The organism is Nonomuraea purpurea, from assembly GCF_042650645.1.
Taxonomy (GTDB): domain Bacteria; phylum Actinomycetota; class Actinomycetes; order Streptosporangiales; family Streptosporangiaceae; genus Nonomuraea; species Nonomuraea purpurea.
The window spans coordinates 42,809-66,125 of record NZ_JBHSBI010000024.1 but is presented as its reverse complement, the minus strand read 5'-3'; the positions used below and the strand labels follow the sequence as shown (position 1 = coordinate 66,125).

20 protein-coding genes are annotated in these 23,317 nt (G+C 68.2%); 7 read left to right on the top strand and 13 right to left on the bottom strand.

Going from position 1 to position 23,317, the window contains the following annotated elements:
• Window positions 1-61: 61 nt before the first annotated feature.
• Window positions 62-1,021, bottom strand: a complete 960-nt coding sequence (locus ACFOY2_RS37120; protein WP_379532789.1) for a D-alanine--D-alanine ligase family protein — start codon at window positions 1,019-1,021, stop codon at window positions 62-64.
• A 165-nt stretch (window positions 1,022-1,186) separates the two neighbouring features.
• Window positions 1,187-2,533: an aminotransferase-like domain-containing protein gene (locus ACFOY2_RS37115; protein ID WP_379532788.1), complete on the bottom strand. Its 1,347-nt coding sequence runs from the start codon at window positions 2,531-2,533 to the stop codon at window positions 1,187-1,189.
• A gap of 154 nt (window positions 2,534-2,687) precedes the next feature.
• On the opposite strand from ACFOY2_RS37115, the gene ACFOY2_RS37110 reads away from it, so the two are divergent.
• Window positions 2,688-3,305 (top strand): GNAT family N-acetyltransferase, encoded by a 618-nt coding sequence (locus ACFOY2_RS37110; protein WP_357820999.1) that lies wholly within the window; start codon window positions 2,688-2,690, stop codon window positions 3,303-3,305.
• A 69-nt stretch (window positions 3,306-3,374) separates the two neighbouring features.
• On the opposite strand, the gene trxA is transcribed toward ACFOY2_RS37110, so the two are convergent.
• From trxA to ACFOY2_RS37070, 8 genes are all read right to left on the bottom strand, one after another.
• Complete coding sequence (gene trxA, locus ACFOY2_RS37105) at window positions 3,375-3,689, bottom strand: thioredoxin (RefSeq protein ID WP_379532787.1); 315 nt, start codon at window positions 3,687-3,689, stop codon at window positions 3,375-3,377.
• A 12-nt stretch (window positions 3,690-3,701) separates the two neighbouring features.
• Entirely contained in the window at window positions 3,702-4,634 is a 933-nt protein-coding gene (trxB, locus tag ACFOY2_RS37100; protein ID WP_379532786.1) for a thioredoxin-disulfide reductase, read from the bottom strand.
• A gap of 138 nt (window positions 4,635-4,772) precedes the next feature.
• Entirely contained in the window at window positions 4,773-5,693 is a 921-nt protein-coding gene (locus ACFOY2_RS37095) for an anti-sigma factor family protein (protein WP_379532785.1), read from the bottom strand.
• Window positions 5,683-6,318, bottom strand: coding sequence for an RNA polymerase sigma factor SigM (sigM, locus tag ACFOY2_RS37090; protein ID WP_379532784.1), 636 nt, complete (start codon window positions 6,316-6,318; stop codon window positions 5,683-5,685). The genes ACFOY2_RS37095 and sigM overlap by 11 nt, the downstream gene beginning before the upstream one ends.
• Before the next feature lie 15 nt (window positions 6,319-6,333).
• The gene (locus ACFOY2_RS37085; protein ID WP_379532783.1) at window positions 6,334-7,845 is read right to left on the bottom strand and encodes a serine/threonine protein kinase; all 1,512 of its coding nucleotides are present in this window, start codon (window positions 7,843-7,845) and stop codon (window positions 6,334-6,336) included.
• A 239-nt stretch (window positions 7,846-8,084) separates the two neighbouring features.
• On the bottom strand, window positions 8,085-9,692 hold the full coding sequence (murJ, locus tag ACFOY2_RS37080; RefSeq protein WP_379532782.1) for a murein biosynthesis integral membrane protein MurJ: 1,608 nt from the start codon (window positions 9,690-9,692) through the stop codon (window positions 8,085-8,087).
• The gene (locus tag ACFOY2_RS37075) at window positions 9,689-11,803 is read right to left on the bottom strand and encodes a DUF6049 family protein (RefSeq protein ID WP_379532781.1); all 2,115 of its coding nucleotides are present in this window, start codon (window positions 11,801-11,803) and stop codon (window positions 9,689-9,691) included. The genes murJ and ACFOY2_RS37075 overlap by 4 nt, the downstream gene beginning before the upstream one ends.
• Before the next feature lie 50 nt (window positions 11,804-11,853).
• Window positions 11,854-12,378 (bottom strand): aminoacyl-tRNA deacylase, encoded by a 525-nt coding sequence (locus ACFOY2_RS37070; protein ID WP_379532780.1) that lies wholly within the window; start codon window positions 12,376-12,378, stop codon window positions 11,854-11,856.
• Window positions 12,379-12,525: 147 nt separating this feature from the next.
• On the opposite strand from ACFOY2_RS37070, the gene ACFOY2_RS37065 reads away from it, so the two are divergent.
• Window positions 12,526-13,926: a CCA tRNA nucleotidyltransferase gene (locus ACFOY2_RS37065; RefSeq protein WP_379532876.1), complete on the top strand. Its 1,401-nt coding sequence runs from the start codon at window positions 12,526-12,528 to the stop codon at window positions 13,924-13,926.
• Here ACFOY2_RS37065 and ACFOY2_RS37060 read toward each other — a convergent pair.
• On the bottom strand, window positions 13,877-15,181 hold the full coding sequence (locus tag ACFOY2_RS37060) for an MFS transporter (protein WP_379532779.1): 1,305 nt from the start codon (window positions 15,179-15,181) through the stop codon (window positions 13,877-13,879). The genes ACFOY2_RS37065 and ACFOY2_RS37060 overlap by 50 nt on opposite strands.
• A gap of 73 nt (window positions 15,182-15,254) precedes the next feature.
• Here ACFOY2_RS37060 and idi point away from each other — a divergent pair, with 73 nt between their 5' ends.
• Entirely contained in the window at window positions 15,255-15,839 is a 585-nt protein-coding gene (idi, locus tag ACFOY2_RS37055; RefSeq protein ID WP_379532778.1) for an isopentenyl-diphosphate Delta-isomerase, read from the top strand.
• Window positions 15,840-15,902: 63 nt separating this feature from the next.
• Here the strand turns inward: idi and ACFOY2_RS37050 are convergent, their stop codons facing one another.
• Window positions 15,903-16,982, bottom strand: coding sequence for an inositol-3-phosphate synthase (locus ACFOY2_RS37050; protein ID WP_379532777.1), 1,080 nt, complete (start codon window positions 16,980-16,982; stop codon window positions 15,903-15,905).
• A 12-nt stretch (window positions 16,983-16,994) separates the two neighbouring features.
• A complete protein-coding gene (locus ACFOY2_RS37045) occupies window positions 16,995-17,585 on the bottom strand; it encodes a PadR family transcriptional regulator (RefSeq protein ID WP_357820964.1) in 591 nt (196 codons plus the stop codon).
• A 134-nt stretch (window positions 17,586-17,719) separates the two neighbouring features.
• Here ACFOY2_RS37045 and ACFOY2_RS37040 point away from each other — a divergent pair, with 134 nt between their 5' ends.
• The 4 genes from ACFOY2_RS37040 to ACFOY2_RS37025 all read left to right on the top strand — a co-directional run bounded on the left by ACFOY2_RS37040 (window position 17,720) and on the right by ACFOY2_RS37025 (window position 23,276).
• The gene (locus ACFOY2_RS37040; RefSeq protein ID WP_379532776.1) at window positions 17,720-18,106 is read left to right on the top strand and encodes a DUF5318 family protein; all 387 of its coding nucleotides are present in this window, start codon (window positions 17,720-17,722) and stop codon (window positions 18,104-18,106) included.
• 240 nt (window positions 18,107-18,346) lie between these two features.
• Window positions 18,347-20,896, top strand: coding sequence for a transglycosylase domain-containing protein (locus tag ACFOY2_RS37035; RefSeq protein WP_379532775.1), 2,550 nt, complete (start codon window positions 18,347-18,349; stop codon window positions 20,894-20,896).
• Window positions 20,893-22,215, top strand: a complete 1,323-nt coding sequence (locus tag ACFOY2_RS37030) for a glycosyltransferase family 87 protein (RefSeq protein ID WP_379532774.1) — start codon at window positions 20,893-20,895, stop codon at window positions 22,213-22,215. The genes ACFOY2_RS37035 and ACFOY2_RS37030 overlap by 4 nt, the downstream gene beginning before the upstream one ends.
• On the top strand, window positions 22,212-23,276 hold the full coding sequence (locus ACFOY2_RS37025) for a mannosyltransferase family protein (RefSeq protein ID WP_379532773.1): 1,065 nt from the start codon (window positions 22,212-22,214) through the stop codon (window positions 23,274-23,276). Before ACFOY2_RS37030 ends, ACFOY2_RS37025 begins: the two co-directional genes overlap by 4 nt.
• Window positions 23,277-23,317 lie beyond the last annotated feature (41 nt).

Below are 23,317 nucleotides of genomic sequence, written 5' to 3'. Positions count from 1 at the left end.
GGCATCGGTGGCAACTGCCGTCCCGCTTCGGCACCGACTGGGATCCCGAACGGCAGAGGGGCTACGAGGAGCGGGAGCGGGAGGCGGCTGCTTGGAGGAGGGTGCGGCAGAGGTCGCCCAGGTCGCGCCCGGCGGCCTCGGCGGCCATCGGCAGGAGTGACGTCTCCGTCATTCCTGGTGCCACGTTGACCTCAAGGAAGTGCGGCTGGCCTGACGAGTCCACGATCAGGTCCGTACGGGAGATGTCGCGCAACCCGAGAGCCGTGTGAGCCGTAACGGCCGTCTCCGCGCACGCCGCGGCCGCCTGGGGGGAGAGGCGGGCGGGGGCGAAGAACTCTGTGTGGCCGGCGGTGTAGCGGGCGGCGTAGTCGTAGACGCCCTCGTCGGGCACGATTTCGACGGCGGGCAGGGCTTCTGGGCCGTTGCCGAGGTCCACGACTGAGACGGCGACCTCAACCCCTTCGACGTACCGTTCGATGAGCGCGGTGTCGCCGTAGGCGAAGCAGCCGACCATGGCGGCGGGTAGCTCTTCGGCGGTGCGGACGATCGACGCGCCCAGCGCCGAGCCGCCTCTGGCGGGTTTGACGAACAGGGGGAGGCCGAGGTGTTCCACGATGCGTCCGAGCACGACTGTGGCGCCGAGGTCGTGGAACGTCTCCTTCGGCAGGGTGACGGATTCGGGGGTGCGCAGGCCGACGGAGCGTACGACGGCTTTGGCGGTGGGCTTGTCGAAGGCGACCCGGCACGCGTCGGGGTCGGCGCCCACGTAGGGGACGTTGAGGAGTTCGAGCACCGAGCGGATGGCGCCGTCTTCGCCCGCGCCTCCGTGCAACGTCACGAAGACCGCGTCCGGCGGGTCGGCGAGGATCGAGGGCACGAGGGAGGCGTCGGTGTCGCGGGCTTCGACGTCGATGCCGACGGCGCGCAGCACCTCGCTGACGCGGCGACCGGAGCGCAGAGACACCTCCCGCTCGTAGGAGAGGCCTCCGGCCAGCACGAGCACGTGGCCCAGATCGCTCATCTCATCTCCTCCGACTGATCGCACGGTGTCCAACGGTACCGGCGTCGGGGGCGAATGGTGTACGGGAGGTGCCTTCTCCGGCGATCCCAGCCCGAGTCCTGCCGAAACAAAAACAACGGTGACGGCCGACGTCATCGCCGGCCGTCACCGGATGTGCGGCCTCGCTCAGGCGAGGTCGGGCCCAGGTGTGTCGACCCCGTTGTGGTCGCGCGCGGAGGCCGTCCCGAACGTGTCGCGGATCTGCATCTCCTGCTCGATCACTCCGGCCAGCCGCCGCACCCCTTCCCTGATCCGGTCAGGTTCGGGGAAGCAGAAGGACAGGCGCATGTGCCGGGCTCCGCTCCCGTCCGAGAAGAACCCGGTCCCGGGGACGAATGCCACGCGCTCGGCCACTGCCCGCGGCAGGATGGCCTTGGAGTCGAGGCCTTCGGGCAGGGTGGCCCAGACGAAGAAGCCGCCGCCGGGGCGGGTCCAGGTGACCTCGGGTGGCATGAGGGCGTCGAGCGCCTCCAGGAGCGCGTCGCGGCGTTCGCGGTAGAGCTCCCTGAATGTCTTGATCTGCTCCCGCCACGGCTGCGTGGCCAGGTACTGGCCGACGGCGAGCTGGGTGAAGGACGAGTGTGACAGCACGGCCGACTCCATGGCCAGCACGAGTTTGTCGCGGATGGCGTGCGGGGCCAGGGCCCAGCCGACCCGGAAGCCGGGGGCGAGTGTCTTGGAGAACGATCCCAGGTAGACCACGCCGTCGGGGTTGTCGGCACGCAGGGCGCGCATGGGCTCGCCGTCGAAGCCGAGCAGTCCGTACGGATTGTCCTCGATGATGAGGATCCCGGCCCGCTGGCAGATGTCGAGCACCTGCTGGCGGCGGGCGAAGTTCAGGGTGACGCCGGCCGGGTTCTGGAAGGTCGGGATCGTGTAGAGGAACTTGATGGGTGCCCCGGCCGTCTCCAGCGCGTAGATGGTCTGGGCCAGGGACTCGGGCACGATGCCCTGGTCGTCCATGGCGATATGGACGACTTTGGCCTGATAGGCGGCGAACGTACCGAGCGCTCCCACGTACGAGGGCCCCTCGGCGAGCACCACGTCGCCCGGATCGATGAAGATCCGGGTGATCAGGTCGAGCGCCTGCTGCGAACCGACGGTGACGACCACGTCGTCCGCCCCGGCGTGGATCCCCTCCAGCCGCATGACGTCGCAGATCTGCTCGCGCAGGTGCGGGTCACCCTGGCCGGAACCGTACTGCAGCGCGACGGGGCCGCGCTTGGTGACGAGGTCGGAGACGAGCTCGCCGACCATGTCGAGGGGGAGCGCCGTGACGTACGGCATGCCGCCGGCGAGCGAGACCACCTCGGGCCTCGACGCGACGGCGAACAGAGCTCGGATCTCGGAGGCGACCATCCCGGTAGCTCGCGCGGCGTACCGATCGACGTACGCGTCGATGCGCGACCCTTGGGTCGCGGGTGTCTGACCGTGATCCAGCTCTCGCGTCACGGCCCACCTCCTAGGTGTCATATGGGACTGAAATACCAGATTACGCCAGCCGGACATGTCGCACGTGACCGGCTCGACCGTCGTGGTGCCCGCTGGTGGGTTCTCCACTGGGCTACGATGCCACCTGTAGACGCGGTTTTCGCGCGCTTTTCCGGGTCAACGATAGGGGCGGTAGTTGTCGCGCCGGCTGGTCAATATAACCCTGGACAATCTTGACGATCTGCCGAGGCGCTGCCGGCGGTGCGTGTTCTGGGAGCTCGATCCCGTCACCAGCGAACGCGCGCAGCAGTCGGGCGATCCCGGGCTGGAGAAGGAGGCGTGGATCTCCGGAACGCTGCTGGAATGGGGGAGCTGCGGCAAAATCGTCTACGTGGACGGGGTTCCCGCGGGGTTCGTGCTCTACAGCCCGCCCCTCTACAGCCCGCGCTCGGTGGCCTTTCCCACCTCGCCGGTCAGCGCCGACGCGGTGTTGCTGATGACGGCCCACATCATCCCGGAGTTCTCGGGTGGCGGATTGGGACGCATGCTGATCCAAGGGGTGGCCAAGGATCTGACACGACGCGGTGTGAAAGCCATTGAAGCTTTCGGAGACCTCAAGTGGGAAGAGCCCAGTTGCGTAGTTCCAGCGGAATACTTGCTGTCTGTTGGCTTTAAGACTGTTCGTCCGCATTTGCGTTTTCCGCGGCTGCGGCTCGAACTCAAGACCGCCGTCTCGTGGCGTGAGGACGTCGAGGTGGCGCTGGAGCGGCTTCTGGGGTCAATGAGTCCTGAACGCGCGCTACGTCCCGTCTGACGGCCTTCTAGGGCTTCGCACACATGCGTGAGCCCTCCGCGCACGGCGGAGGGCTCACGACCGGTCGAACTAGATGATGCCTTCGAGCTCGCGCAGCAGCATGGCCTTCGGCTTGGCGCCGATGATCTGCCTCACGACCTCTCCGTTCTGGTAGACGTTCAGGGTCGGGATCTGGAGCACGCCGTAGTCGCGCGGAACCTGAGGGTTCTCGTCGATGTTGAGCTTGACGATCTCCAGCTTGTCGCCGTGCTCGTTGGCGATCTCCTGCAGAATGGGCGCGACCTGTCGGCACGGGCCGCACCACTCGGCCCAGAAATCGACCAGCACGGGCTTGTCGCTCTTCAGGACCTCATCCTCGAACGTGGCGTCGGTGACAGCCTTCACGGTGCGCTCTCCTTACTTCTCGTTGTTGACCAGCCAGCGCTCGGAGTCGAGCGAGGCCGCGCATCCGGTGCCGGCCGCGGTGATGGCCTGGCGGTAGATGTGGTCGACGACGTCGCCGGCGGCGAACACGCCGTCGATGTTGGTCGCCGTGGTCGGAGCGGCCACCTTGATGTAGCCGTTCTCGTCGAGGTCGATCTGACCCTTGACCAGCTCGCTGCGGGGATCGTGGCCGATCGCCAGGAACAGGGCGTCGGTGGCCAGCTCGCACTCTTCGCCGGTCTCGACGTTGCGCAGCTTCACGGCCTCGACCCTGGAGTCGCCGAGCACGTCGACGACCTCGGAGTCCCAGACGAAGCGGATCTTGTCGTTCGCGAACGCCCGCTCCTGCATGATCTTGCTGGCCCGCAGCGAGTCGCGGCGGTGGACGACCGTCACCATCCGCCCGAACCGGGTCAGGAACGTGGCCTCCTCCATCGCCGTGTCGCCGCCGCCGACGACCACGATGTCCTTGTTGCGGAAGAAGAAGCCGTCACAGGTCGCGCACCAGGAGACGCCACGGCCGGAGAGCCGCTTCTCGTTCTCCAGGCCGAGCTCGCGGTAACCGGAGCCCATCGCCAGGATGACGGACTTCGCGTAGTAGGTGTCGGTGTGGGTCTTGATGACCTTGGGGTTGGCCTCCAGATCCACCTCGACCACGTCGTCGGCCACCAACTCCGCGCCGAACCGCTCAGCCTGCTTGCGAAGGTTGTCCATGAGGTCGGGCCCCATGATCCCGTCGGGAAAACCGGGGAAGTTCTCCACGTCGGTGGTGTTCATGAGCGCGCCGCCCGCTGTGACGGAGCCCTCGAAGATTAGAGGCTTGAGTTCGGCGCGCGCGGAGTAGACGGCCGCGGTATAGCCTGCTGGGCCGGATCCAATGATGATCACGTTACGAACGTCGCTCAACGCTCCCACGCCTTCCTCGTCTGCTGTTGCCACCGGCGACAACAGATCCTAGGCCGCCGTGATTCCCTTCCCCTAACCACGACGCTCCAGACAAAGCGAAAGAGCCCGCCGAAGCGGGCTCTGACGTGGGCTTTTACCTTACCAGCGGCCCAGTGTGGGCTTACGCAGGTTCTTGCAGTTGAACGGGTCGACGATGTCGATGCGCAGTCTTCCCGCGGCTTTGTCCTTCCAGGAGGCGACGACGAGTGCCTCCTGGCCGTTGTACTGGCCTTGGTCCACCGCGTACGTGTGGAGGTCGGTCCGGCTCGCCACCCGGCTGACGCACTTGTCGACGTCGGCCGCGTCGGACGTCGCGCCGCCGACGATCGGGGCGGGGCCGAAGAAGCCTTCGAGCGGCTGGCGCAGCTCCTGGTCGCTGTAGTTGTGGCCGCTGTCGGTCAGTGCGTACGCCCTGGGCTGGGCAGGCTTGGCCATGAGCGAGCTCTTGTCGGGGGCCGGCAGAGCGACCTGAGGGGACTGAGAGCCGCCGGTTGTGCCGTCACCTCCGGCGAGCAGGCCCGTCGAGGCCACTGTGGCACCCACCACCACGGCCGCCGCCGCGGCCGCGACCGCGGGCATCGCCCATCTGGGCCGGCGCGCGCGCCGGCGTTTGGCGGGAACGATGGTGCCGTCGTCGGAGACCACTCCCAGCCGGACCGGCTCGGGGGCCTGCGCGGCTCCGAAGCGCGCAGGCTCCGGCACCTCGACTGGCCGCTCCCACGGGGAGTCCCGCATGAGCTCATCCCAGTCGGGTGCTTCCGCGAGCCCGACGCCTCCGCTCCGCCGAGTTTCGGCTTCGGCCGCCAGGGCCCTGTCGATTCGCAGTGCGACACCCATCGGCATGGCCGGCGTGGGGGTCGCCGCGAGCACCTCGCGAACCGCCGCCAGGTCTGCCAGTTGCTCCCCGCAGGGATCGCAGACCGCGAGATGCTCGCGGACCTGGCGCGCCGTGTCGACGTCTAGGAGATCCTCGGCCAGCTCGGCCAGGATGTCCAGATCGTAGTGCGTATCACCCGTCACGAAGTTCTGCTCCCTTCGCGGATGAGACGCGATTGAGGTCCGTTCGGTTCCGCAGATGCGAAAGAATTGGGGCAAGTTTCGCGCGCCCCCTCGCGCACCTGCTCTTCACGGTGCCGCTGGGCACCTGAAGCACCTGAGCTGCGTCTTCGACTGAATATCCCATCATGTCGACCAGCACAAGAGCCGCTCGCTGGTCATTGGGCAACAGTTTCAAAGCGGCCGAAACCTCCATCGATACCTCGCGCTCGACGGTCTGGTCGGGCAACGGGGTGTCACGTTCAGCGGCCTCGATGAGTTCGTCGTCGGCCACCGGCCTGACGGACTTGCGGCGCATCCTGTCGAGGCAGGCGTTGACCACGATGCGGTGGAGCCACGTCGTGACGGCCGCTTCGCCGCGAAACGTGGCGGCCTTGCGATATGCGGAGACGAAGGCGTCCTGCACGGCGTCGGCTGCTTCGTCAGGGTCACCCAGCGTGCGCAGGGCGACCGCCCACATGCGGTCGCGGTGCCTCTTGACGATTTCACTGAAGGCGTGAGGATCCCCGTTGATGTGCGCGGTCAGCAGCTCGGCGTCTGTGACCGCCGGCCGCTCCGCTGCTGAGGGTGTCTCGGGTGGGGAGTTCACAAGAGAGTTTCCTGATTATGCCGATCCGGGAGAGTGCACCACTACCTCATAGATGGTGCCACGAAAATCGGATGCAACGCGGGTAAACCAGATCAAAACGTAACGGCCACTTGCTGACTGCTCGGGCGTAAACGTGGTTTTACCTGCGGCGTCCTTCTCTGTCGCCACGGTCTTGAGCGAGGCAAGATCGGCGGAGTCGCCCACCTTGAGCTCGACGGAGGCACCCGGTGTGTCCGCCAGTGTAACCACCACGTCGCTGATCTGCATCGACTTGCCCATGTCGAGCAGCAGGCCGACGCCCTTCTTCAGGCCGCCCAGGTCGGCGCTGTCGTAGGTCTCGGTCTTCCACAGCGTGCTGGGCTTGCCGTCGATGGCCAGCTTCGCCAACTCAGGCTTCTCGACGTTGTCGCCGAGCGGGTCGAAACCCGTGGCGTCCTTCGGCTTGACGGCCTCGGTGGCCGCGGGGGCCGACTCCGAGGTGCGGGGCGAGGTCTTCTTGGCCTCGGGTGCGGTCGGACTGCCCAGGCTGCGGCCGATCGTCCAGGCGCCCACGCCGACGGCGGCGATGACGAGCAGCACCACGAGCGTGATGAGCACCCGGTTGACCGTGCCGCCGCCGCCCCCGTTGTTGGAGATCGGGCGTGGCGCGGGCGGAGGCTGCGGGGGGACGGTGAGCGACTGGCGGTGGGCGATGTCGAGACCCTCGGTGTGGGCGGCCGAGGCCACCGCGGGGGTCGAGGGGTAGGAGATCGGGATCGGCATGGGCCTGGCCACGTCGGCCAGCGCCTCGGCGACATCTGTCGGGCTCGTCAGCGCGATCTGGCCCCTGCGGGACTCGGGCAGGCATGCGCGCACGGTGACCGCGTCGAGATAGCCGGGCACACCGGCGGTGACCTGGCGGGGCGTGCAGAAGTGGCCGTCGATCATCGGGGCCGCGGGCAGGCCGCCCTCTTCCTCGTCGCCCGGCCAGTGACCGGTCAGTCCGGCGTACAGCAGCCGGCCCAGCCCCTCGGCGTCGTCGAGCGCGGGCTGGTCGGTGGTGAGCCCGTACATCGCCTGCTCGACGGCGACGCCGAGCACCTTGACCGTGTTGCCCGTGGTCCACACCAGGTGCTCGGGACGCAGGCACAGGTGGTAGAGCTGGGCCTGGTGGGCGTGTTCGAGCGCCTCGGCGGCCTCGGCGACCAGCCCGGCCGCGCGCTCGGGGTCGAGCGGCCCCGAGGCGAGCAGGTCGGTCAGCGACTCGCCGGTGACCCACTCGCTGACGACGTAGGAGGCCTTCTCGTCCTCCGCCGCGTCGAACACCTGCGTCAACCGCGGATCGGTGAGACGGCTCGCGGCCCTGGCGGCCGTGACGACCTCGTGGACGCGCGGGAAGTCGGGCGCGAAGGTGAGCACGGCCACAGGACGCGCGAGGATCTCGTCGATGGCCTTCCACTGGGTGGCCCCGTCGGACTCGCTGACGCGGTCTTCAAGCCGGAAGCGTTCGGCGAGGCGGGTGCCGGGTTCGACGGCCGACGTGCTCACAGGCTCACTCCGCTAGGCCGATCGGGCGTGCTCATAACTCGACTCACCTGCGTGGGTGTTCCCCACGAAGGCACGCTGTGCCGGGTGGATCCGCCCACGCCCCTCCTGCTTCCATTCGCGCGCGTGTCGGGCTCCATGTTAGTGCCGAGATTCAGCCCGAGTTCTTTGCCAACGGGAAACCTTCCCATTGGAGTGTCACAATACTGACGGCGGTCCGCCGGATGACCAGTAGTTCATGTCTACCGCCCTACCCGCCTGGCGACCATCCCAACGATGGAGTTGACTTCGGGGATGCGCGCCCGGTGGGCCACCCCGAGATAGAGCAGCAGACCGAGGCCGCCGCCGGTGGCCAGCACGATCAGCGAGTTGACGAAGCCGAGCCCGTCGAACGCCCCGGTGACGATCCAGACCACCACCAGCGCCAGCACCGCTGTGGGCATCGCCGCCAGGTACATCCTGGTCAGCGCCATGCCGATGGCCCAGCCGCCCAGGCCGCGCACCCGGCGGCTGGCCAGCACCCAGGCGATGATGGCACCCAGCCCGTACGCGATCGCGTACGCAAGAGCCAGCCCCATCACCACGTAACGGGCCGGAAGCATCACGTAGAACAGCCACATGAGCAGCGCGTTGACCGCCGTCGTGCCCGCGCCGACGAACACCGGCGTCTTGGTGTCGCCGAAGCTGTAGAAGACCCGCAGCAGCAACTGGAACAGCGAGAACGGCACCAGCGCGAGCCCGTAGACCTGCAGCACGTTGCCGATGTAGACCGCGCTGGCCACGCTGTTGGCCCCATGCCCGTAGATGGGCACGGTGATGGCCGGGCCGAGCACCATCAGCAGCAGCGACACCGGCACCATCAGTGCGCAGATGAGCCGCACGCTGGAGCCGAACTCGGTGCGCACGTCGTCGAAGCGCCCTTCGGTGACCGCCCTGCTCATGCGCGGCAGCATGGCCGTGATCACCGAGACGCCGATGACGCCGTACGGGAGCTGGAAAAGCTGGAACGCCAGCGTGTACGGCGTGATGCCGTGCCCCTCGACGATGTCGCCCGCCGCGCTGGACAGGTTGGTCGTCAGCATGAAGCCGAGCTGGGTGACGACCACGTAGCCGATCGTCCAGATGCCCGCCTTGGCCATCTCGCCGAGCCGGGCGTTGCGCACGTCGAAGCGGGGCACGAAGGAGAACCCGACCCGCTTGAGCGCCACGATCAGCACGGCCGCCTGCGCCACGATGCCGGCCGTGGTGCCGAGGCCGAGCAGCGCCAGGTCGCCGTCGGAGACCTGGTCGATGTTGGAGCCCGCGTCGCTGAGGAGCACGTAGGACAGGAACACGCAGATGACGACCAGGTTGTTGACCACGGGCGCCCACATGGGGGCGCCGTAACGGTCGCGCGTGTTGAGGATCGCCCCCGCCACCGCGCCCACGCCGAAGAAGGCGAGCTGCGGCAGGATGAAGCGGGCCAGCAGGACCGCGACCTCGTACTTCTTACTGCCCGGCGCCCAGTCGGTGTAGAGGTCGATGAGCAGTGGCGCGCCGATGACGGCGAGCACCGCGACCGCGATCAGCGTGACCGTGGCCACCGTCAGCAGGCGCTGCTCGTAGGCACGGCCGCCGTCGGGGTCGTGCTGCTGGGCCCGGACGATCATCGGCACCACGACGCTGCTCAGCACGCCGAGCAGCAGCAGGTCGAGGATGCTGTAGGGGATGGCGTAGGCCGCGTTGTAGGAGTCGCCCAGCGCCATCGTGCCGATGGCGTAGGCGAGCACCATGGTCCGCACGAACCCCGTGACCCTGGAGACCATCGTGCCCGCGGCCATGATGGCGCTGGCCCGAAGCATGCGGCTCATGCGTTCCCACTCTCCCGGCCCTTGGCCGCACGTGCGAGCTTGCGCTCCGATCTGCGCCGCAGCACTCGCGTCACCACTGCGGCGAGCATCACGGTGAGCGCCGCGCCCACGATGACCAGGGCGATGCCGGTGTAGCCCGTGGTGCGGATCGTCAGCTGCTGCGGCTTCCCGTACGGCTGGCCGTCGGAGGTCCGCAGTTGCACGGTCACCGTGGCGTCGCCGCTGACGGCGGCGGTCATCGGCACCTGCACGGTGCCGCTCTGCCCCTCGCCGATCCGCATCGGCTCCTCCTGCGGGAAGTGCACCTGCAGCCGGTCTCGGTTGTTCGACTTGACGTCGATGTAGAGCAATATGGCGGCGCCCAGCGAGTTCTTCACGCTGATGGGCACAACGCCGTCGCTGCCGGCCAGCGCACGCGGCCGGTCGGGCCCTGACCCGATGATCTGGATCTTATCGGTCCGCTCGTCGACGGCGTCGGCGACCAGCTTGGTCACCGCGCGGCCCGCCCGCGTGCTGTTGCGCCAGCCGGACGAGGTCAGCCTGAGCACCGCCGCGTCGAAGCTCGACTGCGTCTTGGTCTCCGTGATCTGGGCGGTGAGCTGTGCCTTCGACCAGGCGTCCTTGACCGGCTCCAGGTACTTGCGGCCCAGCTCGTCCTTGCGGTTCTGCTCGGTGTAGGTCAGGCCGGCGCGCGGGACCGACGCCTTGGTCGGCTTGAGCGACTCGAGCGGGGTCAGTTGCAGCCACGGCAGCCCCCTCGCGGTCTTCATCAACGCGGTGACGAGCTTCGGGTTGGGGTCCCAGCGCCGCGAGGGGGCGATGACGAGCGATCTGGGCGAGGTCTGGCCGGCCTCGCCGGCGATCATCGCGGTCTCGGCGACGAAGCGCTGCTTGCTGAGGGTCAGGGAGGTCGGGGCGGCGGGCTCGAACAGGCGGCTCAACTCGGCGTCGGCGACCAGCGCGGTCATGGGCCCGTTCACCGAGTCGATGGTCGCCGCCGCGTCGGGCGTGTGCGTGACGGCCGGCTGCGGCGGCAGGTTGGTGGCGTTGAGCAGGACGGTGTTGACCTTGTCCCTGCTGACCGAGAGCAGGTCGAGGGCGTCGGCGTCGAGCACGCCCGCGGCCGGCCAGTTGATGGTGGTCTTGGCGTTGCGGTTGAGCAGCGCCCTGGTCGTCTGCCCGCCCAGTTGGATGGCCCTGTCGGTCTGCGTGTCCAGGCCCTGGTGGGCCAGGGCCGCCACGTCGGGGTCGGCGTAGGGGACCGCGACCACGGGGGAGGCGGCCAGCGAGGTGCGCATGGACGTCAGCCACTGCCCGGCCGCGGGGTTGGCCGGCTTGTCCTGCGTCTCGTCCTTGGTCTTGACCCGGTAGGGCTTGGTCATCGCGGTGAGGTCGTCGAGCAGCGACGGCTCGAAGAACCACGTGACGGTCTTGGGCGCGACTTGGGCGATGGCGGCCAGGTCGGCCAGCCGTCCCTTGCCGGTGATCGACTGGCTGAGCTTGTCGTCGACGAACAGCGCGTCGTCGGTCGCCCGGTGCGGCTGGTCGATGACGGGCAGCGCGATGGCCAGCCGGTTGCGCGGCAGCTTCGGCACCGTGGGCGGCGCGTAGGTGAGGTAGGTGCGCTGCGCCTGGAAGGGGACGTTGTTGGGCGCCACGTCGACGGCGATCGGGTAGACGCCGAACGTGCGCAGGCCGAGCTGCGCGGGCGTCCGGGTGAACTCCCAGGTTTGCGTGGCGCCAGGGGCCAGCGACGGGATGATCACGGCGGAGTTGGACGAGATCTGGGGGGCTAGCGTCGCCGGGTTCTGGTCGGCCGCGTAGGCCGCCATGGTGACGCGGTCGGTGAACGGCTGCTGGCCGTAGCGCAGCCGGACGTACACGTTGTTCTGCTGCACGCCGGTGTCGTTGCGGACGACGCCCTTGAACGTGATCACATCGGTCGGGCTCCTCGGCACCTCAGGGGTGATGGAGGAGATCGACATGGCGAAGTTCTGCCTGCTCGCGGTGGTCTTCGTCTGCGTGGCAGCCGCGCCCGGCGCGGCCGCCACGGTCATGGGGGCGAGCAGCGCGGCGGACAGCACGATGAGCAGCGTGGTCTTACGGATCACGCGGATGCCCGAACTGGAGGACGACGACGCACGCCCGCAATGCTACGGGCTCAGTGCTGCTGTGCGACCGCCTCACGTGATCCTCTCGGCCGCGCGCCACGTAGATCAACCATCTTGCCCGGCATGAGGGCCAGCAGGTCCAGCGCGCGGACGGACAGTGCGGTGTGCCGTTCCCCGGTGGCCGTGAAGAGCGTCTTCGTGTCGGCGGGCAGCCGGTCGTCGATGAACATCGGCAGCGACTTCGGCAGCAGCAGCGGGCAGACCAGCCCGTCGGCGTAGTCGGTGACCGAGTTGACCACGTGCGCGGGGACTGCTCGCGCCTGGCGCGCGCCGAGCAGGCCCGCGACCGCTTCCGGACGCGGGGGAGCCGCGACGGGGGAGGCGACCGCGATGACGACCTCGTGACCGATCCTGGTGGCGACGTAGAGCACGGTGACCATCACGCACCTGCCCGGCGCGGCGGAGATCGTCTCGGGCAGTTCTCCGGCGCGTGTCATGGGGCGCGGAAGGCGTACGATCTCATGATGGACCTGGTGTGCGAGGAGCCAGCGGTGGAGCGCGAGGGCGTCCTTCATATAGTCCTCCTTGCTTGTTCCATGGCCCCCGACGGTCCTCTTGACCGACGGTAACCCGGACCTGGTGTGGCTCGGGGGATATGTTCCGGATGAAGGACCTAGGTAGTTTTGTCGGACTCAACTCTGACCGAGAGCCAGCAGCGGGCCATGACGGACCTGTTCCGCAAGATCGCCCCGGTAGCCGACGAGCTCGGCCGCCTGTTCGTCGCGCAGGGCCACGAGCTGGCCCTGGTGGGCGGCCCTGTACGTGACATCCTGCTCGGCCGCGTCGGCAACGACCTCGACCTGACGACCGACGCCCGCCCCGAGCGGGTGCTGGAGATCGTCAGGGACTGGGCCGACTCCGTGTGGACGATCGGCATCGACTTCGGCACCGTCGGCGTGCGCAAGGGCAACTGGCTGATCGAGGTCACGACCTACCGCAGCGAGTCCTACGACCCGAAGTCGCGCAAGCCGGAGGTCCTCTACGGCGAGACGCTGGAGGCCGACCTGGAGCGGCGCGACTTCGCGGTCAACGCCATGGCCGTACGGCTGCCGGGGCACGAGTTCGTCGACCCGTACGGCGGCATGAGCGACCTGAAGGCCGGCAGGCTGCGCACACCGGGCACCCCCGAGCGGTCGTTCGACGACGACCCGCTGCGCATGCTGCGTGCAGCCAGGTTCGCCTCGCAGCTCGGCTTCACCGTCGACGAGAAGGCCCTGGCCGCCATGACCGCGATGGCCGACCGCATCGAGATCGTCTCGGCCGAGCGCATCCGCGACGAGCTCGACAAGCTCGTCTGCGGCGCGGGCCCGCGCGAGGGCCTGCGCATCCTCGTCGAGACGGGCCTGGCGGAGCACGTGCTGCCCGAGCTGCCCAAGCTGCGCCTGGAGATCGACGAGCACCACCGGCACAAGGACGTCTACGAGCACTCGCTGACCGTGCTCGACCAGGCCATCGCGCAGGAGGAGGACGGCAAGCCCGACCGGATCCTGCGCTGGGCGGCGCTCATGCACGACGTCGGCAAGCCCAAGACGCGCCGCCACGAGCCGGGTGGGCGGGTGTCCTTCCACCACCACGAGGTCGTCGGCGCCCAGATGACCAAGAAGCGGCTGAGCGAGCTGAGGTTCCCCAAGGACGTGGTCGCCGACGTCTCGCGGCTGGTCGAGCTCCACCTGCGCTTCCACGGCTACGGCACGGGGGAGTGGACCGACAGCGCCGTACGCCGCTACGTCCGCGACGCCGGCCACCTGCTCGACCGCCTGCACAAGCTGACCAGGGCCGACTGCACCACGCGCAACAAGCGCAAGGCCCAGACGTTGTCGCGCACCTACGACCAGCTCGAGGAGCGCATCGCCAAGCTCGCCGACGAGGAGGAGCTGGCCAAGATCCGCCCCGAGCTCGACGGCAACGAGATCCAGCGCGTGCTCGGCATCGGGCCGGGTCCGGTCGTGGGCAGGGCCTACAAGTTCCTGCTCGACATCAGGCTCGACAAGGGCATGATCGGCAAGGAGGCGGCTACCGAGGCGTTGCTGGAGTGGGCGCGGTCGAACGACCTTGGCGGGTGATCACCCGGTACGCCAGGCCCGCCGCAGGGTAGCCGATCACGGCGATCATGACGGCCAGGTAGGACTTGCCGTCGGCGGGCAGGATCACCGCCGACAGGGCCGCGGCGAGCACGTACATGCCGTTGAAGAGCATGTCGTAGATCGAGAACGCGCGGCCCAGGTAGATCTCCTCGACATCGCGCTGGATCGTGGTGTCGGCGCAGATCTTGACGCTCTGCCCCGCCACGCCCAGCACGAACCCGGTCGCCGGCAGCCCCCATTCCTGGAAGGGCAGCGCCAGTACGGCCGTCAGCACCCCGGCCGCCGTCAGCGCGATCGGCACCCAGGTTTCGATCTTGAACCGCTGGGTCGCGTACGGGGTGATGATCACGGCCATGAAGTAGCCGACGCCTGAGGTGGCCACGACCAGGCTGAGCCCGCGCAGCGCGGCCTCGGTGTCGCCGTCGGTGAAGTAGTAGCGGTAGAGGATGATGCCGAGCGCGGTGGCGATGCCGTAGAAGAAGCGGTGGGCGGCCATCGCGCCCATGGTCGACGCGGCGACGCGGTGGCGCGCCAGGTGCTTGGCGCCCTCGACCAGGCCGACCACGACGTGGCGCACGGCCTGGCGGGCCTGCTGGCGCTCCGGGTCGTACCAGGGGCCGAGCAACTGGCGGTCCATGGTGCGGGCGACCAGCGCGCTCAGCGCGAACACCACGGCCGAGGTGGTCAGCAGCAGCGCCACGCCGAGGTCGTCGCCCCCGAGCACCTCGCGCAGCAGGAAGCCCACGCCCGCGCCCACGAACGTGATCACGGTCCCAGAGGTGGGCGTGACCGCGTTGGCCGCCATCAGCCGCTCCTTGGGCACCACGTGCGGCAGCGAGGCGCCGAGCGCGGCCAGGAAGAACCTGTTGACCCCGAGCACGCCGAGCGCCGCCGCGTAGAAGGCGGGGTCGGGCGCGTCGGCCGCGACCAGCCCGGCGGCGACCAGCAGCAGCACGGCGCGTACGACGGGCGCCACCACCAGGATCTGCCGTCGTGACCAGCGGTCGATGAACACGCCGACGAAGGGGCCCAGCACGCTGTACGGCAGCAGCAGCACGGCCAGCCCTGCGGCCACTTCGAGCGCGGTCGTCTGGTTCTCGGGGCTGAAGAAGGCGAATCCGGCCACGCCGAACTGGAAGATCCCGTCGGAGAACTGGGAGACCAGCCGGGTGCCGAACAGCCGTCTGAAGTCCCTGCCCTGCAGGACCACGCGGAGATCGGCGACGAACGACACCTCGTCAGCCTAGCCCCGTAGGATGGCGCAGCGGGGTTACGAGCAGGTGATGCGATCTCGTACGCTTCATAGCGTGACGATTGAGGAACACGTTGTGCTGGTCGGCGACGACGGCCACGCGCTCGGCACCGCGCCCAAAACCTCGGTGCACGGGCGCGAGACGCCACTCCATCTGGCGTTCTCCAGCTATGTCTTCGACCGGGAAGGCCGCGTGCTGCTCACCAGACGGGCCGACCACAAGATCACTTGGCCGGGCGTGTGGACCAACAGTTGTTGCGGCCATCCGCTGCCCGGGGAGGCGGTGGACCGGGCGGTGGTGCGGCGGCTGTCGTACGAGCTCGGGCTCACGGCCGAACGGGCCGACCTGCTGCTGCCGACCTTCTCCTACCGCGCCGTCATGGCCAACGGCATCGTCGAGCACGAGCTGTGTCCCGTCTACCGGGTGGTCGTCGACACTCCCGTCGTGCCGAACCCCGACGAGGTGGCGGAGGTGCGCTGGATGCCGTGGAAGGAGTTCGCCGAGGGGGTGGCCGGCGGGCTGCTGGTGGTCTCGCCCTGGTGCAGGGAGCAGGTGCCGTTGCTGGTCGAGCTGGGCTCCGACCCGATGACCTGGCAACCCGCTCCCGTCACCGCCCTGCCCCCGGCGGCCCGCGTCTAGCAAAGCGACGGCGCCGCACCCAAGGGCGCGGCGCCGTCGCTGCGAAAGGCCGTAGGTCAGGACTCAGCGCTCGACCTCACCCCTGATGAACTTCTCGACGTAGTCGCGAGCGTCGTCGTCGGAGTACTGCTCGGGCGGCGACTTCATGAAGTACGACGAAGCCGACAGAATCGGCCCCCCGATCCCCCGGTCAAGAGCGATCTTGGCCGCCCGGACCGCGTCGATGATGATGCCGGCCGAGTTCGGCGAGTCCCACACCTCGAGCTTGTACTCCAGGTTGAGCGGCGTGTCGCCGAACGACCGCCCCTCCAGCCGGACGTAGGCGAACTTGCGGTCGTCCAGCCACGGCACGTGGTCGGACGGCCCGATGTGCACGTCGGCCTTGCCCATCTCGTGCGGGATCTGGGAGGTCACCGACTGCGTCTTGGAGATCTTCTTGGACTGGAGGCGGGTGCGCTCCAGCATGTTCATGAAGTCCATGTTGCCGCCGAAGTTGAGCTGGTACGTGCGCAGCAGCTCCACCCCGCGGTCCTCGAACAACTTGGCCATCACGCGGTGCGTGATCGTGGCGCCGACCTGCGACTTGATGTCGTCGCCGATGATCGGCACCCCGGCCTTGGTGAACTTCTCCGCCCACACCGGGTCGGAGGCGATGAAGACCGGCAGCGCGTTCACGAACGCCACACCGGCGTCGATCGCGCACTGGGCGTAGAAGCGGTCGGCCTCCTCGGAGCCCACCGGCAGGTAGGAGACCAGGACGTCGACCTGGGTGTCGCGAAGCACCTGGACCACGTCGACGGGCGCCTCGTCGGACTCCTCGATGATCTCCCGGTAGTACTCGCCCAGGCCGTCGAAGGTGTGGCCCCGCTGGACCGTCACCCCCGTCGGGGGCACGTCCGTGATCTTGATGGTGTTGTTCTCGCTGGCGACGATCGCCTCTGACAGGTCGCGGCCGACCTTCTTCGCGTCCACGTCGAACGCCGCGACGAACTCGACGTCGCCGACGTGGTAGTCGCCGAACTTCACGTGCATCAGGCCCGGGACCCGTATGTCCGGGTCGGCGTCCTTGTAATAGAGAACGCCCTGGACCAGCGACGACGCGCAGTTGCCGACACCGACAATGGCCACGCGAACCGAACCCATCGCACTCGCTCCTTACTTATCAGTTGACGTGGTATCTCTTTCGGGCCCCTCTTCCGAGGAGGCCCGACGCTCTGTTGCGATCAGCTCGTTCAGCCAGCGCACCTCTCGCTCCACCGATTCGAGCCCGTGACGCTGCAGTTCCAGGGTGTAGCTGTCGAGGCGCTCCCTGGTGCGCGCCAGCGCCGTGCGCACGGCGTCGAGCCGCTCCTCCAACCGGCTGCGGCGGCCTTCGAGGATGCGCAGGCGCACCTCCGCCTCCGTGTGCCGGAAAAAGGCGAAGTGCACGCCGAAGCTCTCGTCCTCCCAAGCGGAAGGACCGGCCTGGGTCAGCATCTCCTGCAGCCGTTCCTTGCCTTCGGCGGTCAGCTTGTAAACGATCTTCGATCTGCCGCCGACCATCGTGGCGGGAGCGGGTTGCTCCTCCGCGATGAGGCCCTGCGCGAGCAGGGATCGCAAACAGGGGTACAGCGACCCGTAGGAGAACGCACGGAACATCCCCAGCAGGGCGTTGAGCCGTTTGCGCAGCTCATAGCCGTGTAGCGGCGTCTCGTGCAGCGACCCGAGCACAGCCAGTTCCAAGACCCTGCCCTGTCCGCTGGCCACCGGAACCGCCCCCCTCTCGCGTCGATGTATCGAGCCGATACATCTCAAGGATACGTCGAGTCGCTATATGGCTGCAATCAGCGAATCTGCCAAGCCGTTGGGATGGAGGCGCAAAACGCCGTAGTCTGGCGCTCATGTGGTCACAGCGAAGGGTGGTGGATTACGGCCTGGCGAAAAGGGCGGTGATCCGCTCCTTACATGCCGGACGTGCCTCGCGCGGGGACGTCTGTGACGCACAGCCCTACCTCCTTCGCGCCGCGCGCCACTTCGGCGAGACGACCGAACGCCTGTGCCCGGTCTGCGAGCGGGAGAACGTCATCAACGTGACCTACGTCTATGGGGATTCCCTCGGACGTCATGCCGGACAGGCGAAGGTCGCGTCGGAACTCGTCGCTATGGCTCATGATTACGATGAGTTCCGGGTGTACGTTGTCGAGGTCTGCCAAGGTTGCTCTTGGAACCACTTGACGGTTTCGTACGTCCTCGGGAACGGTCCGCCTGATTTGGCCGGGCATGCGTAATGACCAAGGGCGGCGAGAACCTCACGCCCAACCGCCGTTTTGTATCCGACGACGTTGCGAGGACGTGTGAGTAACAGCATGAATGAGGGGCCGGGCCAGTCCCCCCGAGGGGGGAGACGCCGTCGGTCCAACTCATCCCGTTCTGTGCCCCAAAGTTCTCCCCCGCAAACCGGCGAAGCGGGCTGGGGAGCGGCGCAGCAGTCGCGTCGTCCTGAGGCGGCTTACGAGCAGACGGGCGCCATGGCCGCGCACTCGTATGACGATGCGCCGCCCACGCGCGCCGCGCAGCCGTACGACGACTCTCCTCGGACGCGCGCCGCGCAGCCGATGCCGGGGCACGGCGAGCCGCCGCCGCGGCGCTCACGCGCGCGCCAGGATCCGCGCACGGTGAGTAACCAGGAGACGATGGTCAGCGACGCGCCCAGGCGCTCGCGCAGGAAGGGCTCGGGCGAGCCGCCCGAGCCTCCGGGCCCGCCGACCAAGAAGGACGGCGGCCGGGGCGGGTGGCGCAGGTTCATCCCGAACTGGAAGATCGTCGTCGCCGGCGTCGTCGTGTTCGCCGCGGGCATCTTCGGCATGATCATGGTCGCGTACGCCAACACGGAAGTCCCCACTGAGGCCCAGGCCGACGCGACCGCGCAGCAGACCACGATCTACTACAGCGACAAGAAGAGCGTGATCGCCAGGCTCGGCATGAAACGGGAGAGCGTCGAGCTCAACCAGATGGCCGAGAGCGTCCAGGACGCGGCGATCGGCATCGAGAACCCGAGCTTCTACGAGGACTCCGGCATCTCGATTCCCGGTATGGTCCGGTCGCTGTACATGACCGCGACCGGCCAGCAGCTTCAGGGCGCCTCGACGATCACCCAGCAGATGGCCCGCGGCTACTTCGACGGCCTCAGCCAGGACGTATCGATCAAGCGTAAGGTCAGCGAGATCTTCGTCGCCGTCAAGCTCGACGACACCATGAGCAAGGAAGAGATCCTCAAGACCTACCTGAACACGGTCAACTTCGGACGGGCCTACGGCATCCAGGCCGCGGCGAAGGCGTACTTCGGCAAGAAGGCGACCGCCGCGAACCTGACCCCCGAGCAGAGCGCCTACCTCGCCGCGCGGATCCAGCGGCCGAACTGGGAGGCCGACGATCCCGGGCTCAGGTGGCGGTTCAACGAGGTCATCAAGAACATGGCCAAGTACTGGCCCGACAAGTACGGCCAGCTCCCGCAGACCGCGAAGTTCCCCAAGGCGATCAAGTACACCGCGGACGATCTGGGCGGCGACAAGGGCTACATGGTCAAGCTGGTGCTCGATGAGCTGGAGCAGCGCGGCGTGACCGAGGACATGATCAAGCAGAACGGCTACAAGATCGTCACCACCTTCGACAGGAAGCTCATGGCGGCCGCGAAGGAGGCGGTGAAGAGCCAGACGAAGGGTATGGACACCGAGTTCCATGCCGGTCTGGCCGCCGTGGAGCCCAAGACCGGGCGCGTCGTGGCGTTCTACGGTGGCGATGACTACCTCACCGACCCCTGGAACGAGCCCTTCCAGTCGACCAAGCAGGCCGCGTCCGCGTTCAAGCCGTACGTGCTGGCGGCCTGGCTGAATGCCGGATACTCGCTGAAGAGCTTCGTGCCGGGCAACCAGACGGTGCCGGAGAAGCTGCCGGGGCAGCAGCCGGGCGGCATCAAGAACAGTCACAACGTCGGCCCGGCCGTCGACGTGGTCAAGGCGACGGCCGAGTCGGTCAACACCGCGTTCGTGTCCATGGCGTTCAAGCTGCCCGGCCAGCTCGATGACGTGAAGAACCTGGTCGAGGCCGCTGGGTTCAATCAGCAGCGCATGGAGCAGGACATCGAAGAGCATCACTTCCAGTTCGCCATCGGCAGCGCCCTGGTGACCCCGGTCGAGCAGGCCGCGGGCTACGCGATGTTCGCCAACGGCGGCAAGTACATCCGCCACCACGTGGTGGAGACCGTCAAGCTGAACGACGGGACGCTCGCCTACCCTGAGCTGAAGACCCCCAAGCGGGTCATCAGCGAGGGCGCCGCCGCCGACAGCACGGTCGCCATGCAGGCGGTGCTGACCAGCGGCACCGCGCGCGGCAAGGGTCTGGGCAACCGGCCGGCGGCCGGCAAGACCGGGACGAACAACGACGAGAAGGAAGCCTGGTTCGTCGGCTACACGCCGCAGGTCTCCGCCGCCGTCGGGTTCTACCGCGAGGAGTGCCGGACGAAGTCGGGCAAGGTCGTCAAGCCCCGTCACTCCAACTGCCCCGTCTATCCCAGCGACAACCCCGAGAGCAAGGCCAACAAGCGGTACAGCCCGGCCAAGCCCTACACCACGGCCAGGGAAGTGTCCCTCCAGTTCGAGGGCGCCGGCCCGCCCACGCTCGTCTGGCAGAGGTTCATGCAGCTCGCGCACGAGGGCAAGGAGATCGAGCAGTTCCCCGCCAGGGCCGACGAGGGGCAGCCCGAGAACATCGTGCCGAGCCCGGCGCCCAAGCCGACGGAGACCGAGACGCCGGACAACCCGTTCGACAGCGGCGACAACCCGTTCGACGACGAGGGCCAGCCCGATCAGGAATGTCTGATCCCGCCCTGTGGCAACGGCAACAACGGCAACGACAACGGCAACGACAACGGCAACAGCGACGTCACCATCGACGACCCCAACGGCGACCCGGCGGCCCCGCAGACCGCCGACGACGCGGGGGTCGCGGGGCCCGGCTCGGCACCAGAACCCAGATCCAGCCGCGGGCTGCCGTTTGCCAATAAGCCCGAGGGCCAGTGACGAGCACGGAGGCACGCGTCCCGCTGGTGGCGCGTGCCGTCCCGTTCCTGCCCCTGGGGATCATCGCGGCCCTGGGGGCGACCCTCGCGTACGTGGTGCGGCTGCCCTGCCGCACCGGCGGCTGGAACGACCAGGTCTCGACATACACGAACTTCTGTTACACCGACATCTACCCGCTCTACTTCGACAGAGAGCTGGCGACCCAGAACCCCTACTTCGCCCACGTGCCCTTCGACAAGCAGGTCGAGTACCCGGTCGTGCTGGGCGAGGTCATGCAGGTCTTCAGCTGGATCGCCCGCTGGGTGGAGCCCGACAGGGTCGCGCAGGCGGTCAGGTTCTACGACCTGACGGTCGTCCTGCTCGGCGTCAGCCTCGTGGCGGGCGTCCTGCTGATGGCGGCGGTGGCCGGGCCGACCAGGCGGTGGGACGCACTCTGGTACGCGATCTCGCCCGCGGTGGTGCTGGCCGCCTACATCAACTGGGACCTGGTCGCCGGCGCGCTGTCGATGGGCGTGCTGCTGGCCTGGGCGCGGCAGCGGCAGGTGCTGGCCGGGGTGTTGCTCGGGCTGGCGATAGCGACCAAGTTCTACCCGTTGATGTTCGCGGGCGCGCTGTTCCTGCTGACGTGGCGCACCGGGCGATGGCGACCGTTCTTGGTCACCATGGGCTCGGCTGCCGGCGCGTGGATCGTGGTCAACGCCCCCTTCATGATCTTCGCTTGGGAGGGCTGGCGCCGCTTCTACGTCTTCTCCGCCGAACGCGGGGTCGACTGGGGCTCGCCCTGGCTGTTCTTCCAGAACAAGGGCTGGCCGATCGTGGGCGAGGGCGACGTGAGCACGCTCGGCATGTTCTCACTGGCCGCCCTGTGCCTGGGCATCGCCGTGCTCACGCTGGCCGCGCCGCGCCGGCCCAGGCTGGCCCAGATCTGCTTCCTGGCGCTGGCCGCCTTCATGATGACGAACAAGGTGTGGTCGCCGCAGTTCGTGCTCTGGCTGGTGCCGTTCGCCGTGCTGGCCAGGCCCAACTGGAAGCCGCTCGCGCTGTGGCAGCTCGCCGAGGTCTGGTATTTCGCGGCCATCTGGCTCTATCTGCTGTCCCAGCCGCCGCTCAGCAGGAACGATCTGGGCATCGGTGATGACACGTACTTCACCGCCGTATGGGGGCGGATCATTACGATCGGCATCATGATGGCGTTTGTGGTTCGCGACATCCTGCGTCCCGACAATGACGTGGTGCGCCAGGCGGACATCGACGACCCGGCGGGCGGCGTGTTCAACGACGCCCGTGACCGCTTCACGCTGGCATCAGTGCTTCGATGATCACCCGCTCGGCCGGCCGGGACGCGCTGCTGCTCTGGTTCGGATCGCGGGCGGGGATCCTGGTGTCGACGCTGCTCGGCGTGACGCTGGCCGAGTACGCCGACAAATGGCGCAAGTGGGATTCCGGGCTGTTCATCACGATCGCCCAGTACGGCTACGACGGCGAGCCGGGCAAGCCCCCGGACGACGGACTGCCCGCGTTCTTCCCCGGACTGCCGATCCTGCTGCGGGCGGTGCACGTCGTCATCCCCGACTGGTCACTGGCCGGGATGCTGATCTCGCTGGTCGCCGGGGCGGTGGCCATGGTGGCGCTGGCCCGGCTGGCCGAGTTAGAGGGCGCCCAAGGGTGGATGGCCGTGCTGGCGCTGCTGCTCTTCCCGATGGCGGTGTTCCTGACGGCGGGCTACAGCGAGTCGCTCTTCCTGGCCTTCGCGATTTCGGCGTGGCTGGCGGCCAGGCAGGGGAACTGGCCCCAGGCCGCGGCGCTGGCGGCGGGGGCCTCCTGCGTACGCATCACCGGGCTGTTCCTGGCGCTGGCGCTCGTCGTGGAGTTCTTCATGCGCAAGGAGTCGCCGCGGCGGGCGGGGTGGCTGGCGCTGCCGTTCGTTCCGCTGGTGGCGTACTCGATCTACCACTTCCGCAGGTCGGGCGACTGGCTGGCGTGGAAGCACGCGCAGGAGGCCGGATGGGGGCGCGACTTCGCCTGGCCATGGGAGGCGTGGAAGACGACCTGGCAGGCGGCCATGGGCGGTGACGACTTCGCGGTCGCGTTCCGGATGGAGATCGTCGGGGCCGTGGTGGCCGTCGGCGTGCTCGTCTGGCTGATCGTACTGCGCAGGTGGAGCGAGGCCGTCTACACGGGGGCGCAGGCCGCGGCCCTGATGACGTCGGCGTACTACCTGTCGATCCCGCGCTCGCTGGTGCTGTACTTCCCGCTGTGGGTGCTGATCGCCAAGGTGGCGACCCGGAGGACGTGGGTGATCGCGGTCTACGCGTTGATCTCCGGGCCGCTCATGATCCTCAACGCTACCCGGTTCCTCAGCGGGGCCTGGGCGGGCTGATGTCTATACCCGTTTCTTGTTCTCGGTAATCCAGGGAAGTT

Coding starts and splice junctions, on each gene's coding strand:
- ACFOY2_RS37065 (WP_379532876.1), top strand. CDS start 12,526: ATGACGGACCTGTTCCGCAAGATCGCCCCGGTAGCCGACGAGCTCGGC.
- ACFOY2_RS37115 (WP_379532788.1), bottom strand. CDS start 2,533: ATGACACCTAGGAGGTGGGCCGTGACGCGAGAGCTGGATCACGGTCAG.
- murJ (WP_379532782.1), bottom strand. CDS start 9,692: ATGAGCCGCATGCTTCGGGCCAGCGCCATCATGGCCGCGGGCACGATG.
- ACFOY2_RS37035 (WP_379532775.1), top strand. CDS start 18,347: ATGGCCGCGCACTCGTATGACGATGCGCCGCCCACGCGCGCCGCGCAG.
- ACFOY2_RS37025 (WP_379532773.1), top strand. CDS start 22,212: ATGATCACCCGCTCGGCCGGCCGGGACGCGCTGCTGCTCTGGTTCGGA.
- ACFOY2_RS37050 (WP_379532777.1), bottom strand. CDS start 16,982: ATGGGTTCGGTTCGCGTGGCCATTGTCGGTGTCGGCAACTGCGCGTCG.
- ACFOY2_RS37120 (WP_379532789.1), bottom strand. CDS start 1,021: ATGAGCGATCTGGGCCACGTGCTCGTGCTGGCCGGAGGCCTCTCCTAC.
- ACFOY2_RS37070 (WP_379532780.1), bottom strand. CDS start 12,378: ATGAAGGACGCCCTCGCGCTCCACCGCTGGCTCCTCGCACACCAGGTC.
- ACFOY2_RS37040 (WP_379532776.1), top strand. CDS start 17,720: ATGTGGTCACAGCGAAGGGTGGTGGATTACGGCCTGGCGAAAAGGGCG.